Source organism: Chitinophaga qingshengii (assembly GCF_014529935.1).
Lineage (GTDB): Bacteria > Bacteroidota > Bacteroidia > Chitinophagales > Chitinophagaceae > Chitinophaga > Chitinophaga qingshengii.
On sequence record NZ_JACVFC010000007.1, the window covers coordinates 58,925 to 72,506 of the forward strand.

Below are 13,582 nucleotides of genomic sequence, written 5' to 3' on the forward strand. Positions count from 1 at the left end.
CTTATAGTTTTATACCACAAAGTTTGGCACAGCACAGCTTTTTTCTCTTGACATTTATCAAAAAGTATAATCCGCCCGGATACGGCTCAGTGTTTCCGGTGTAATGCCCAGGTAGGAAGCCACCATCCCCAGTGGCACCCGCTGTACGATGGAGGGCATTTGTTCCATCAGTTTCCGGTAGCGCTCCCGGGCGGTGGCAAAGTGAAGATCGTCAAAGCGTTGTTGCAATTGTACCAGTCCGTAGCTTACCAACAATCGCCCGAAACGCTCTATTTCATGGTTTTCATCATATAATCTTTGCAAATCGTCATGACCAATGGTCCATAATACCGTTGGTTCCAGCAGCTCTATACTGCGTATATCCGGCATGCCGGTAATAAAACTGACAATAGACGTGGCGAAGGTTTTCTCTACACTGATCCAGTCGGTAACATCCTTTCCATCTTTTGTATAATAGGTCCGGGTAAGCCCTTTTTCTATAAAATATACATGCCGGCATACTGATCCTGCTTCCAGCAGATGATGGCCCTTTGGAAAGGATACCTTTTTAAGAACGCCTGCCATCGCCAACTTGCTATCGGCAGAAAGCGTGATGAATGTTTTTATCACATCAAAAAAATCATTCAGGTGCGGATCGTAAATCGGAGCCTGCATAGCTGTAAATTAAATAACGCATTAAAAATAGTATAAATATTTTTTTATATGTAAATTCACCCCTCAGAATACTAGCAACACGAGAGACAACCACTATCCTATGCCTACAAAAATACGCCTGCTGCTCATCACTTTGGCAGCCGCCACCTTCGTTTCCTGCAAAGCTACTACCGAGCTGGTTTACATTAACGTATGGAAGCCTGCGCCGGTAACCATACCGGCCCATGTGAAATCTGCCGGTGTAGTGAACAGGACCACCATTACCGCACAAAACAAAGCGATAGACGTCGTGGACAAGATATTGAGCCTGGAAGGAGCGCAACTGGACAAAGAAGGGGCGCAGAGTAGTGTAAGCGGACTGGCAGACGAACTACGGAAGAACAACCGTTTCAGCGAGGTAAAAGCGCTGGGTGAGCTGGACTTGACCACCAATGCTCCGGGACTTTTTTCCGCGCCGCTTTCCTGGGAAACCGTAGATAAAATATGCCGGGAATATCAGGTGGACGCCCTTTTCTCCCTGGAGCTTTTTGACACCGATTCGAAGATCAGTTATGCGGCTATTCCGGTTTCTTTGAAAACACCACTGGGTAATGTACCTGGTATAGAGCATAGGGCCAGCATGCTGACCAGTGTAAAAACCGGCTGGCGGATCTATGATCCTGCCGGCAGGAATATTGTGGATGAATTTCCTCTTAACAGGGATCTTACGTTTTCCGGCAGAGGTATTAACCCGGTCGCAGCTGCCGCTGCGCTGATCAACCGTAAAGAGGCGGTAAAGGCAGTGGGCTTACAGGCAGGACAGTATTATGCGACGCGACTTATTCCTTATCGTACAAGGGTAACCAGGGATTACTATGTGAAAGGCACTGATAATTTCAGGACGGCCCGGCGTAAAGCACAAACCGGCAACTGGGACGGCGCGGCGGTGCTATGGAAAAAAGAAACCGCAAACCCTAACCGCACGGTAGCCGGCAGGGCGTGCTATAATATGGCTATCATCTGTGAGATCAACGGGGAGCTTGATCTGGCGATTGAATGGGTGCAGAAAGCTTACGAGGAATATAATAACCGGCTTGCGCTGAAGTATATCCGGTTGCTGAAGAACCGGCAGGCCGGCAATGAAGTGCTGAAACAGCAGGAGGTAGAGTAAACATTTATGAATAATTCCTGCCACTTATCAGTTGAAAACTGCCAGTTAGGCAAATAATGGCTTTGCTTGCAGGAGGCGATTATTTTTTTACTATTTTTAATCCTGATAAAGAGAACGCACTACTTATGTCCTAATGATCAGTATTGTGAAAATTTTTTATTATTCAATGATGCAAAAGTTTGTAGCAGCCAACCCCGCTGGTACCCCAAAACGTAAATTGATAAAATGAAAATCATGCCATGAGTGCATTGGCCGTAGCCCCATATGTGCAGTACATTGAAGCGTAATCTCCGCCTGTGCGGTTTACCCAATTGTAATTAAAATATAGCCCCAGCTATTACGGGGTGCCGGTTTGCAGCCTTCGATCGGTTATGCGCTGTCATTGACAGAATACCAAAGAATATTTTCTGTGGTGGAGAGATAGTGTGTAAACTATCTACCGGTTCTCTATGCCTGTATGGGAATATCATTACGTCATACATATACCTGTCTATCAACTTCAATCATTTATAAAAACCAATTTAGCATGAAACGGTTATCACATGTAACGATGTTTTTTTTCTGTATGTTCCTGGTATCGGCAGGCTGTAAAAAAGGTGATCAGGGACCTGCCGGCCCGCAGGGAGAAAAAGGCGCAACGGGACAACAAGGTGTACAAGGCCCCGCCGGTAGCAGGATTTATAGCGGGAATGGGGCAGCAGCAACCACGCTTGGGACTAATGGTGATTTTTATCTGGATCTTTCCAGTTCCGATTTTTATGGCCCGAAGACAGCCAACGGCTGGGGAACACCGATTAAACTGATGGGTGCTACAGGAGCAACCGGAGCTACAGGCGCCACTGGAGCCACCGGTGCTACAGGTGCTACCGGCGCTACCGGCGCAGCGGGTAGCCAGATACTCAGCGGTACCGGCGCACCTGCCGCTACTGTAGGAAACGACGGTGATTACTATTTGGATAAATCCAGTTATAATTTATACGGACCTAAAACAGCAGGAGCATGGGGTGCTGCCTTATCATTGCAAGGCCCGCAAGGTCCGCAGGGGCCTGTAGGTCCGCAAGGTCCGGCAGGCACGGCCAATGTGATTTATTCTACCTGGAAATATGCGACTAACTTCAGTGATACAACAGTAGATAACTCCTCTGTGAAGGCAGGGTATGTATCAGCGCCCGGTATTACTGCCAATATTCTCAATTCGGGAACAGTGATAGTCTATTTTACCTATGGCAGCGGAACTTTCGTGCTGCCCTATACCGGCAATGCCGGTGGTAAAGTCAGTACCATATCATTTATACCAATGTTAAACAAAATACTGGTGACACGCTTTACGCATGATAACTCTAACAGCATCAACCTGAGTACGGTGTTGCAGTACCGTTATATCATTATTCCCGGAGGGGTAGCCGGCGGCAGACAGGCTGATCATCCTGATTACAGTGATTATATTGCTGTGTGCAGATATTATCATATCCCGGAATAACCGGAAATATGGTGACGTTATCGAAACCGCTGCCAGGTGAAATTTGTTTAATGAACGATAATTATCCTTAAATTACAGGCCGTTTTTTTAAATCATACCGGAAAAAATATATGAAGATAATTGATAAACTCGCCTGGATAGAAATTGAAAATAAGTCGATATTATCCACCAGGTCTCTCGGAAAACAGAGGTACTATATTCCGGGAGGGAAAAGAGAAGAAGGTGAAAATGATGAGCAGGCACTCTGCCGCGAAATATGGGAAGAGCTGAGTGTTGAACTGGATGTCCCCACACTGAAATTTGTAGGAACATTTGAAGCGCAGGCGGACAGTCACCCTGATGGGGTGTTGGTGAAAATGACCTGCTACATGGCAAACTACAAAGGCACGTTAAAAGAGTGCTCGGAAATAGAAGATTTCAGGTGGTTGAAGTATGCCGATAAAGACAAGATATCTGAAGTGGATAAATTGATTTTTGATTTTCTAAAAGAACAGGATTTGATTGACTAATAAAAGCGAAACTGTGTCAATGGCTGATCATTTTTCAGCCATTGACACAGTCTTTTAAACATCAAACACTCAATACAAGCGCTTTTGCCCTTCCCATCCTGTACTGCGCAGGAATTGTTCCCAGTTAAGGCTCCCGGGGTTGATTTTTCTGCTCCAGGCTAAGTCCCGGTCTCCCCTGAAATATCCATATTCTACTGCATACTCCACCATGCCGGTGAGTTCCTGTACTAACAGTTCATTTGAACCGAATGCCGGAAAATGATACAGCAGCTCTTCCCGTGAATAGGCTGAACTATACACAGCCTTCTTGCCGGTGACGCTGATAAATGTATCCACCATTTCCTGCGGGGAGATAATATCGCCGATGACAGGCAGGGACTGGCCTGCGTACTGGTCCGGGTGGGAAAGAATCTCCAGAACGGCCGGTCCGGTAGCAGTAAGCGGGTCCACAAACGGAGCGCGGAAGTCTTTAGGTAAATAGATAGGAAATACCAGGGTATCCTCCTTTAAGACCGGCGTGTAAAATTCCATCAGGTTCGTATAAAAGAAAGCCATGTAGATAAATGAGCTTTTAACGGGCAGGGTACGGATATAGGCTTCAACGTTAGCCTTGTCCGTAAAATGCGGGGCTGATTTTTTACCTGCTGTCCGTTGATCGACATTTTCCAGGCTGCTGAAGATGATATAGGGTACCTGCGCTTCCACGGCTGCATCCGCCAGCTGTTTACCTAATTCAAACTCGTGGGTGGCTGGTGGCGCAATGTTAGGCGTCATCAGGAACGCGGCATCAGCGCCCCGGAATGCCTGCACAAACGCTTCTTTGTACCCCAGGTCAAGGGGAATACTTACCAGTTCCGCACCCTGCTGAGAGAGGGACTGCGCTTCCGGCGAATCAATACGGCGGGTAATACCCCGTACCCGGTATTTACCGGAAGCTAAAAGGGTACGGGCCGCACTGAGTCCCTGTTTACCCAAAATTCCCACAATGGTCACCAGTGGTTTATCTATTGTTGAATGGTTCGTCATGTTCATGAATTTTTATACTATAAAGATTATAGTTGCAAAACTATTTTTAGTAGGGTACATTTGCAATAACTATCAAAACAGATAGGTACCAAAAATCGATTACATGAAAACAGAATGTATTGGTGACCATGTAAAACTGAACGGCAAAGTATATCCCTGCACCGTGAGTTTGACCATGGATCTGGTAGGCGGAAAATGGAAGGCGGTGATCTTATATCATTTAAAAGGAGAACCGAAAAGATACAATGAACTGCGTAAAGAAATGCCTTCCGTTACGGAAATGACCCTGAGTTTGCAGTTAAAACAGTTGGAGAAAGACGGGTTGGTAATAAGAAAGGTGTACGGTAAGAAGCCGCCGATCAAAGTGGTGTATAGTCTGACAGATTTTGGCAAGACATTGATTCCTGTTCTGGAAGCGATTACTGCATGGGGAAACCAGGTGGTGAAGGAGAAAGGAGAGTTTGTGTATTAATCTTGTGTATAGATTAAATAAGGCTGTATACGTATGGACCAGTCGCCCGGAGCAAGATAATTTTTTACGATGGGAATGAAGTCCTGTAGTGTGGCGTCAAAAAACGTTTCAGTATGCAAGATCCCCGACAAAAGATCCAGGTGTTTTTCACCGGATGGATTGACGTGGGTAGGGTAGGGCGCCCACTGAAAATTTCGGGGATGCAATTCTTTTATAACCCTGATCAGCAGCCAGCCGGCAGCTACCGGAAGAAAAGAGACAGGGTCAGTTACATGTAACATCACACCGTGACAGGTCTGACCGGCATATTTGCCTTCAGCAGGTGTAAATACTATCGGGCGTGCATATACGTTGTTGGAGAGGGCGGGTATCATTTCATTGAACAGCCGGGCCGTTTCATTGGCCAGTAACCAGGGGGCGCCGGCTATACGAAATGGAGTTGCGGTTCCTCTGCCTTCACTGCAATTCGTTGCTTCCAGGAAACACAGCCCCGGATATAATAAAGCCGATTCAAACACCGGAATGGCCGGAGATAAGGGAACAAAGGAAAAGTTCCAGTCGGCATAATACATATGCCGTTGCCAGTGGTGGCAGGCGATCACTTCCAGCTGACAATGAATTCCCCGTGACTGATTGAAATAACGGGCCAGTTCTCCCAGGGTACAGTTATGCCTGACCGGTATTGACCAACGGCCTATAAAGCTGCTGCAGTGTATTTCATCGAGTAGCGGGCCTTCCGCCAGTATCAGATTACCCGATAAGGGGTTGGGCCGGTCGGCTATGATAAAGGGGATATTAAAAGCAGCACAGGCTTCCAGTACATGCGACATCGTCCATAAGTAGGTATAAAACCTGCTGCCGATATCAGGAATGTCGAACAATACCACGTCAATATCACTAAGATCGGACTTCGATGGCGCCAGCTTGTCGCCATACAGACTGGTGACCGGCAGACCGGTCAGCGTATCGGTCATATTACCCATCGCATGTCCATCGGCGCCGGTGGTATCCAGGCCATGTTCGGGAGAGAATAATTTTACAACGTTAAACTCCTGTTGCAACAAAGCTACCCGTGATGGAACGAACTGCCTCGTGGTGGCCGCGTGATTGGTCACCAGGGCGATACGTTTGTTTTTCCAGAGGGGCGGTTGTGCGAGTAACACATCGATGCCAGATAGTAGTGTATGCATGTGAAACGAAGGTAATGATTTTCAATAGGTCATGTTTTTGGTATTAATTGTTTGTAATAAAAAGATTATGAATTTTATTATTGTTTAATGTGTATTGTTGGGAGATGTTAACCGCCGGATGTTTTGCATTCCTATCTATAATTTGTTTTTCGGGTATAAAAAAAGTTTATATTAGCAATACGGAAATCGGATAAAACCGGTACCGGATACAGTAACCTGTAAGCGATACCTGTAAAACCGTTTCTTTATGATGAACCGATACTGTTGTTGAGTTATTGTTGACCCGATACGTTAACCAGACGTTTGTTTATCATAGTATATAAACCATATTTTTCCCTGATCCAAAATCAGCTTATTGAACCGATATTCTTATGTCCGCCATTTGTTTATCCTAAAAAACATCAGGTTGTATGTCTCTTAACACCACTACCACCATTTCCATTGATGGGCATGAGTTCCGTCAGTTTCACCGTCTTACGCTTGAACAAACGATTGATGGCCATCATACGTTTGAATTGCTTATCAGCTACGATTGGCTGGCCAGCCTGGGAAAAGGGATATTTACTGCCAGCCGTAAATTCCTCGGAAAAGAGATCAGTATCCTGGTGTCGCCGGTAGAAAAAGGTGATGAACCACTTACTTTCAATGGCCTGGTCACCGCCGTCAACACCGGTAAGGAAAACGACGGTACCCATGGATTCTGCGTGATCAGTGGCTGTAGTCCCACTATCATCCTGGATGGGGAACCTCATATCCAATCCTTCGAGCGGCAGTCTCTCTCTGAAATGGTACAGACCTGCTTTAGAAACGGCAACCCCTATATTGGCCGGCCAATGGTATCCCCGGCATTTACCGGCGTATTGCCGTATACGGTACAGTATAAGGAAAGTCATTATGCCTTTCTGCAAAGGATGGCCAACCGGTATGGTGAATGGTTCTTTTACGATGGCCAGCAGATTGTTTTCGGTACCTATACGCCCCGTAAAATCAAACTAACCCATCAAACCAATCTTGTGAGCTTTGACCTGCAACTGAAGGTGCTGCCCAACAACCGGCAGTTTCACGGCTATGAGTACAGCCAGGACAGCTCTTTACAAACAGCCCTCAAGGCAGGCGGCAAGATGAACGGTTATACGGAAGAAGTGGCCGGCATCAGCAAAAAATTGTATAGTAAACCTTCCTTATATAAAAACGACCAGGGTTATGACGATGCCAAAGTACACCTGGAACAACTGTCCGACGTGCATCAGCAAAGCCGGCAGGCGCAACAGGTACAGCTACAGGCGGCCAGCAAACATCCTGGTATACGTGTAGGCGATACCGTTTCTATCCTGGAAAGGCAGTATGGCATCGAAGACCATGGCTCGTTTACAGTAACTTCTATCCGCCATCAATGCACGGGTAACGGTCAATATTCCAATCAGCTGACCGGCATACCGGATGATATTGCCAGGCCGCAGCGCCAGCCAGGTATACCGCCTGTCTGCGAAGCACAGAGTGCTATCGTAATTGACAATAACGACCCCGCAGGACTGGGACGCATAAAGGTCCGCTTCCGCTGGCAGCAACAGGGCGCAACGCCCTGGATCCGGCAGATAGCGCCGCATGGCGGCGGACAGAAAGGGATCTACTTTATCCCTGAAACAGGAGAAGAGGTATGGGTCGATTTTGAAGGGGGAAATCCCGAATTGCCTTTTGTACTCGGCGCAGTGTATAACGGTAACGCCAAAAGCGACTTCGCCGACGCAGAGAATAATATTAAAGCCATCAAAACCCGCAGCGGACACATTATCCGCCTGGACGATACCAATGGAAAGGAAAGCATCACCATCACCGATAAAAACAACAACATTATCGTACTGGATACCAGTACTTCTTCCATCACCATTACCGCCCCTGAGACGATGACGCTCAACGCGAAGAATATGAAGATTAATGTGGAGAATAATCTTGAAACCCGCGTTGGCAACAACAGTACCCTGCATGTAGAGAATAATATCAATACCATCGCTAAAAATAAGATCGACTACCAGGCCGGGCATGACTTCGCATTGGGAACAGCCCGCAATTTTTATGTAAATTCCAATGCGGTGGTGGATATCTTTGGTAAAAAACAGATCATCCAGTACGGTGAGAAGATCGATATGGGCGCCGCACAAAATATGCATCTGCATGGTCAGCAAACACTGGTCAGCGCAAAAGACAAAATAGAATATAAGGCGCCGGAAATGAATAAAGTCCCCAATAAAGGCGGGTTCAGCTACACCAAAGAACCTGCTATTGTGGACGTGTTCTGGATGGATGGCGATATGGCAAAAGAAATCGGCAGCATCAAACCCGGCGAAAAGGCCAGTATCTATGTACAAACCAGGAATGTGGATGCCGGCGAAACAGTAAAAATTACCTTACTGGAATCCTTTACCGATGGCAGCGAAAAGGAGAAACAACTGGAAGGTACGGTAGATGAACAGGGCCTTGCGCAGATGAAGGAAGTTTATGAAATGAAACATTAATCGCCGGTATCATGAAAGTAACCAGTAAAGTCGCCATCAAACAAGTGACCGCCGGTAAAGCGGAAGAACACTACAAAGACAAAATATTAAGTAATCCTCAGCTGGAGGAACATATTATTGTTATCGGCACGCAGCAGTTTAATCACTCGCTGTTAGGCGCTATCAAACGCGGTTTTGACGCCGGTCCCAACGGTAAGTTTATGTTTATCCACCAGGCTATCCGGCGTATCCGTCTCAACCCTGAATTAAACTGGACGGTTGTCATCTACAAAGAGGGATACACCTCCGGCCAGATTGGCGCTATGTCAGTGGCATTGGCAAATATAATAAATGGGATAAGGGTAATTGAAGCCGCAAGAAGGGAACACGTTATTAATTATATCAATACGCAAGATGGAAACAACGGTGCAGATACGAGTGATGTCCGAAAAGCTGTGAAGGTGAAACGGTTGCTATTTTATTGTCATGGTTTGGTGAACAGGCTGGCTATTGGGATCACGAACCTGAGTACCACGGATGATATGCTGGATATTACACACAGTGCGGTACAGCAGTTTAATAAAGCCGCTTTCCTGCCGGATGCCATCATTTATTGTTTTGCATGCCGTACAGGATTGGGGAATCCAAAAATTGATACCTCCGTATATAAAACGGATTTCTGGGGAAAAGAGACCACGGAAAGATATGATCTCTATTCTGCACAGAGCCTGGCTCAGGCGTTCGCCAACATTACCGGCGCCGTTACCTACGCATACCTGTGCAGGTCTGATTATGAAGATACCCTGAACACATCGGATGAACTGGATTTTATGGATTATTATAAGTCGGGCGCCAAACACGAACGGGAAAACAGCCAATATGACTACCTGTTGCAGAAAGATGGCAAGACGCCTGCTGACGATAAACGTTATGCAGAATTAAAGGCGGTATCTGCCGGAAGAAGAACCGTTGATGGCGGGGTTTTTGATCCTCAGGGAGCAAGAAATAACGTGAAGGGAGGCGAAACACCAAGAGGATTGCCACAGGATATGAAAACATTCAGACCTTTAAATTAAGATAAAATGAGGAAGATCCTTGTCGTCCTGATGATGGCGCTTACCGCCTATACTTCAGGCTGCAAAAGTCAAAATAAAAACAGCATGAGCAAAGAATACACTGTACAAACACTGGAAGGTCCCTATCCTGTAAATAAACGTGTGGAAAAATTAGGTTATAAGGTAATCGGGGAGTGGAAGCTCTGGAATCCCAACCCCCTGCCTGTTTCCGATAGTGATATTGTATTTATTAAAACCAAACTGCCGGAATGGCTGGCTGAAAAAGCCGGTAAACCCGACGATCGGGCTGTCAGCGCTTTTCAGCAGGTGCCGGATACGGAATTGCGTAAACAGCTACGCTATAGCTTTACTTTTTTTGGTCCCGGTCTGACGGAAACAGACGCTTACCTGTTGCAGCTGAAATATGATAATAAACCGGTGAATATATACATCCCGAAGAGTGACAGCGGTATTGTGTATCCTTTTAAAGACGAGGAGTGGAACAGAAATTTAAGCTATAATGACAAAAAGTAAGATCGTTGTAATTATCGTGCTGAGTATTTGTTTGGCTTTTGTATCCTGGATATACACTGAGAATAAAGCCATAACCCTGCAATCAGACGGAACATATCACTATTGGCCCATTGTAACGGAATATATTGTATTTGACCCTTATGGAGATGCAGCGTTGAGCGACGGCGCAAGGTGGCTAATAATGATATCCTATTTTATTATTTATAGCATCCTGTTACTGATCATACTGAAATTGTGGAACAAATATAAAACCCGCCCTTATGTCAAAGGTTTTAAAAGCTGAAATCACGAAAGTGGAAACTGCCGGCGTACAGCAGGAATTCTACGGAAAGATGCTGGATGCAAGTCCGCTGAAAGTAATGCTGGACCCCGGCCATGGTGATCAATACATCAGTAAAAAAACAGGAAAGCTGATTGCTGGTATAGATCCGGGAGCGGTAGCCAATGACGGTAAAACCTATGAGAAAGACATTACCCTGCTGGTATGCAATTCCATCAAAAAGTACCTGGATGCCTTTGGCGTAGCGAATGCCATGACCAGGACCGGAGACCTGAAAAATGCCGGTAAGAAACTGGAATGGCGTATTCAGAAAGCACTGGATGTAGCGGCGGATTTTTTCCTGTGTATCCATGTGGATGCCGCCGGGGTACCGAACAAGGCCGCCGGCACTTCGGTGTTTTATTGCAAGGGCGATGAAAAACAACAGGCGTTCGCCCAGGCCATTATGGATGAGATCACACTATTCGAAAAAAGAGGCGTAAAGGATGATACACAAACCCAGCACCCCCGTTTATACGTGCTGAGGGAATTCAACAAAGAAAAGAAAGAAGGGGCGGCATTGGTGGAATTAGCCTTTCTGGATAATGATAAGGAGCTCAAAATATTACAGGAGCAGCACGATCAGATCGGAAAAGAAATAGCGACAGGCGTATATAAACACATCTTCAAAAAAGCGCCTGTGGAAACACCTAAGGAGCAAAAGAGCAGCTTCTTTATTGATTTTTTTCAAATGCCGAAATTATGAGGAAAGTATGGATAGGACTGTTACTGTTATTAGGTGGCGTATTGATGTGCAGTGCGCGTACCGCTGACTTTACGCTGCTAAAGGATTTACAGGGGAAATATGCCGCGCAACTGTTAACCAACTGCGCACTCAACGGCACTTTCCTGAAGCCTTTTTCAGCGCCCCTGCGGAATAAATACTATAAAGATGAGACTGATTTTTATCTGAAGGAACAACGGACAGACTCGCTAAACCAGTTGCTTTATTCCCTGGAAGAATATCTGAAAAAACTACCGCCAGCGAAGAAAGAGCAGGTATTGCAACAGATGGATAGCTGGTGCTTTTTCTGGATTACGGTCCAGCATTCCACTACCCGGGCGGAAATATCATCGGAGTTTTTACTGGAAGATATCCTCTATGAGATAGTACCCTTTAAAAAACTGATCGGCAAATACTTTAAAGTACCCGCTCAAACACCTTCCAGTCTGTCATCTACGCAGATGGACCTGGTGATGAATGATATCTACAACTACTATGCAACGCAGCCGGTAAAGAGCCAGCAGAAGATACTCAACAATTATTTTATGCTACTGGGCAAATATAAAAATTGACAAGATGGGCGATCAAAAATATTATGTAGTAGATGGGGCTACACTGCAATGCGATAAAGGCAGCGCTCCCACGAAGCTAAAGGTAACCTCCCAGCAGACAGAAAAGCTGAAGGACAAGCTGCAGGCTACGGTACAGGACTGCAAGCCCAACGAAAACATCATGCCCTTCGGTAGCTGCAGCATCACCAAAGGCAGCTGTTCACCTGCTACCATGCCCTGGAAAGATCCTTCAAAGTTTGTCGATAACAACGGTATAGATGAGTTACTGGATAAATCTACCTGCCAATGTACGGTAGGGGGTAAGATCTCTATCATGGACCCGGGACAAAAATTTATTTTTGAAACGGTGTCAAAAGACGATCAGTCCAATGAAATCGTGGAGCACAAAGAATGCCATTGTGTGGAGGATGCTGCATGGATGAAACTGGTGCTGAGCGAAAACGCTAAAAACATTGTGGAATCTGCTGGTAAACGATCGCCGGAGATCATGAAGTATTATGCCAATACGCCGTATGAAAATGATCAGAAGATCACCGATAGCAATAATTCCTGGTGCGCGTCTTTTGTCAACTGGATCATGGAAAATTCCGGGATGGAAGGCCTTAAATCAAAGGATGCCTATGATAAAACCCGGGCTTTAAAATGGAAGGAATGGCAGGGAGGTAAGGTGATCGCTAACCCGGTGTATGGGGCTTTGGCCATCAAACAGCGTAAGGGCGGCGGCCATATCGGGTTTGTAGCCGGTACCCGGGAGGTAAAAGGGAAGGGGAAAAAACTGGTTGTTATTGGCGGTAACCAGGGAAATGCACTGAAGGCTGCATTGTATGCACAAAGTGATTTTCTCGCGTTTGTGGTGCCCAAAGACTATGAGGTATGCCTGGCTTGTTATGAACTACCGGAATATTCCGATAAAGCGGAGAATTCTTCTACTGAATCATAATCCTATCTGTTATCATGATAAGAAAATTTTTTATGCTCCTGTTGGCAGGTTGCCTATGGCTGGCGGCTGTCACACAGGCACAGGTGAAACGTTACAGCTGGAACCATCAGGATACTACCTGGCAATTGATGGTCACCAACAAACAAACCCGGCAGGAGAAAAATAAGACCATCACTTTTTCGCTGCTGAAAACTATTGGTCCCCGGGTATTGCAGAAGGTGACCGGTGTTGGAAAACTCAATGCAGAAGGGGACACCGAGAGTTTTACCGATGAAGATGATATCGCCATTGACGCCCTTGAATATATCTATGAAACCCCTGCCAGTTATCTTTCTGTAAAATTACCCTACGACAAAGTAGAACTGGCCTTTGTGGAGCTGCATGACAAACGAAAAGATACCGCCGTTCGTTTGCTGATGAAGCAGGCTACGCACAAATAGGTGATGAAGGCTGTGAAAAAATGGC

The 13,582-nt window shown here is 46.0% G+C and carries 14 protein-coding genes; 11 read left to right on the forward strand and 3 right to left on the reverse strand.

Annotation, left to right across the window (positions count from 1 at the left end):
- Positions 1-57: 57 nt before the first annotated feature.
- Positions 58-654: a Crp/Fnr family transcriptional regulator gene (locus tag ICL07_RS31305; protein WP_188092003.1), complete on the reverse strand. Its 597-nt coding sequence runs from the start codon at positions 652-654 to the stop codon at positions 58-60.
- A 100-nt stretch (positions 655-754) separates the two neighbouring features.
- Here ICL07_RS31305 and ICL07_RS31310 point away from each other — a divergent pair, with 100 nt between their 5' ends.
- From ICL07_RS31310 to ICL07_RS31320, 3 genes are all read left to right on the forward strand, one after another.
- Positions 755-1,804, forward strand: a complete 1,050-nt coding sequence (locus ICL07_RS31310) for a DUF6340 family protein (RefSeq protein WP_188092004.1) — start codon at positions 755-757, stop codon at positions 1,802-1,804.
- 526 nt (positions 1,805-2,330) lie between these two features.
- Complete coding sequence (locus ICL07_RS31315) at positions 2,331-3,284, forward strand: collagen-like domain-containing protein (RefSeq protein ID WP_188092160.1); 954 nt, start codon at positions 2,331-2,333, stop codon at positions 3,282-3,284.
- Between the two features lie 110 nt (positions 3,285-3,394).
- A complete protein-coding gene (locus ICL07_RS31320) occupies positions 3,395-3,793 on the forward strand; it encodes an NUDIX hydrolase (protein ID WP_188092005.1) in 399 nt (132 codons plus the stop codon).
- Positions 3,794-3,862: 69 nt separating this feature from the next.
- Here the strand turns inward: ICL07_RS31320 and ICL07_RS31325 are convergent, their stop codons facing one another.
- A complete protein-coding gene (locus ICL07_RS31325; protein WP_188092006.1) occupies positions 3,863-4,819 on the reverse strand; it encodes an NmrA/HSCARG family protein in 957 nt (318 codons plus the stop codon).
- 103 nt (positions 4,820-4,922) lie between these two features.
- Between ICL07_RS31325 and ICL07_RS31330 the strand changes: the two genes are divergently transcribed.
- Positions 4,923-5,291 (forward strand): winged helix-turn-helix transcriptional regulator, encoded by a 369-nt coding sequence (locus ICL07_RS31330; RefSeq protein ID WP_188092007.1) that lies wholly within the window; start codon positions 4,923-4,925, stop codon positions 5,289-5,291.
- On the opposite strand, the gene ICL07_RS31335 is transcribed toward ICL07_RS31330, so the two are convergent.
- Positions 5,288-6,481, reverse strand: coding sequence for an exo-beta-N-acetylmuramidase NamZ family protein (locus ICL07_RS31335; protein ID WP_188092008.1), 1,194 nt, complete (start codon positions 6,479-6,481; stop codon positions 5,288-5,290). The genes ICL07_RS31330 and ICL07_RS31335 overlap by 4 nt on opposite strands.
- A gap of 410 nt (positions 6,482-6,891) precedes the next feature.
- Between ICL07_RS31335 and ICL07_RS31340 the strand changes: the two genes are divergently transcribed.
- The 7 genes from ICL07_RS31340 to ICL07_RS31370 all read left to right on the forward strand — a co-directional run bounded on the left by ICL07_RS31340 (position 6,892) and on the right by ICL07_RS31370 (position 13,557).
- Positions 6,892-8,994, forward strand: a complete 2,103-nt coding sequence (locus ICL07_RS31340) for a type VI secretion system Vgr family protein (RefSeq protein ID WP_188092009.1) — start codon at positions 6,892-6,894, stop codon at positions 8,992-8,994.
- 11 nt (positions 8,995-9,005) lie between these two features.
- Positions 9,006-10,049: a hypothetical protein gene (locus ICL07_RS31345; RefSeq protein ID WP_188092010.1), complete on the forward strand. Its 1,044-nt coding sequence runs from the start codon at positions 9,006-9,008 to the stop codon at positions 10,047-10,049.
- A gap of 6 nt (positions 10,050-10,055) precedes the next feature.
- Positions 10,056-10,562, forward strand: coding sequence for a hypothetical protein (locus ICL07_RS31350; RefSeq protein WP_188092011.1), 507 nt, complete (start codon positions 10,056-10,058; stop codon positions 10,560-10,562).
- 260 nt (positions 10,563-10,822) lie between these two features.
- Positions 10,823-11,587, forward strand: a complete 765-nt coding sequence (locus ICL07_RS31355) for an N-acetylmuramoyl-L-alanine amidase (RefSeq protein ID WP_188092012.1) — start codon at positions 10,823-10,825, stop codon at positions 11,585-11,587.
- The gene (locus tag ICL07_RS31360; protein WP_188092013.1) at positions 11,584-12,177 is read left to right on the forward strand and encodes a hypothetical protein; all 594 of its coding nucleotides are present in this window, start codon (positions 11,584-11,586) and stop codon (positions 12,175-12,177) included. Before ICL07_RS31355 ends, ICL07_RS31360 begins: the two co-directional genes overlap by 4 nt.
- 4 nt (positions 12,178-12,181) lie before the next feature.
- The gene (locus ICL07_RS31365; protein WP_188092014.1) at positions 12,182-13,117 is read left to right on the forward strand and encodes a TIGR02594 family protein; all 936 of its coding nucleotides are present in this window, start codon (positions 12,182-12,184) and stop codon (positions 13,115-13,117) included.
- Between the two features lie 14 nt (positions 13,118-13,131).
- Entirely contained in the window at positions 13,132-13,557 is a 426-nt protein-coding gene (locus ICL07_RS31370) for a hypothetical protein (protein ID WP_188092015.1), read from the forward strand.
- Positions 13,558-13,582: the final 25 nt, after the last annotated feature.

What these genes read in the sequence shown, in the direction of transcription:
- ICL07_RS31305 (WP_188092003.1), bottom strand. Translation starts at nt 654, where the DNA reads ATGCAGGCTCCGATTTACGATCCGCACCTGAATGATTTTTTTGATGTG.
- ICL07_RS31310 (WP_188092004.1), top strand. Translation starts at nt 755, where the DNA reads ATGCCTACAAAAATACGCCTGCTGCTCATCACTTTGGCAGCCGCCACC.
- ICL07_RS31315 (WP_188092160.1), top strand. Translation starts at nt 2,331, where the DNA reads ATGAAACGGTTATCACATGTAACGATGTTTTTTTTCTGTATGTTCCTG.
- ICL07_RS31320 (WP_188092005.1), top strand. Translation starts at nt 3,395, where the DNA reads ATGAAGATAATTGATAAACTCGCCTGGATAGAAATTGAAAATAAGTCG.
- ICL07_RS31325 (WP_188092006.1), bottom strand. Translation starts at nt 4,819, where the DNA reads ATGACGAACCATTCAACAATAGATAAACCACTGGTGACCATTGTGGGA.
- ICL07_RS31330 (WP_188092007.1), top strand. Translation starts at nt 4,923, where the DNA reads ATGAAAACAGAATGTATTGGTGACCATGTAAAACTGAACGGCAAAGTA.
- ICL07_RS31335 (WP_188092008.1), bottom strand. Translation starts at nt 6,481, where the DNA reads ATGCATACACTACTATCTGGCATCGATGTGTTACTCGCACAACCGCCC.
- ICL07_RS31340 (WP_188092009.1), top strand. Translation starts at nt 6,892, where the DNA reads ATGTCTCTTAACACCACTACCACCATTTCCATTGATGGGCATGAGTTC.
- ICL07_RS31345 (WP_188092010.1), top strand. Translation starts at nt 9,006, where the DNA reads ATGAAAGTAACCAGTAAAGTCGCCATCAAACAAGTGACCGCCGGTAAA.
- ICL07_RS31350 (WP_188092011.1), top strand. Translation starts at nt 10,056, where the DNA reads ATGAGGAAGATCCTTGTCGTCCTGATGATGGCGCTTACCGCCTATACT.
- ICL07_RS31355 (WP_188092012.1), top strand. Translation starts at nt 10,823, where the DNA reads ATGTCAAAGGTTTTAAAAGCTGAAATCACGAAAGTGGAAACTGCCGGC.
- ICL07_RS31360 (WP_188092013.1), top strand. Translation starts at nt 11,584, where the DNA reads ATGAGGAAAGTATGGATAGGACTGTTACTGTTATTAGGTGGCGTATTG.
- ICL07_RS31365 (WP_188092014.1), top strand. Translation starts at nt 12,182, where the DNA reads ATGGGCGATCAAAAATATTATGTAGTAGATGGGGCTACACTGCAATGC.
- ICL07_RS31370 (WP_188092015.1), top strand. Translation starts at nt 13,132, where the DNA reads ATGATAAGAAAATTTTTTATGCTCCTGTTGGCAGGTTGCCTATGGCTG.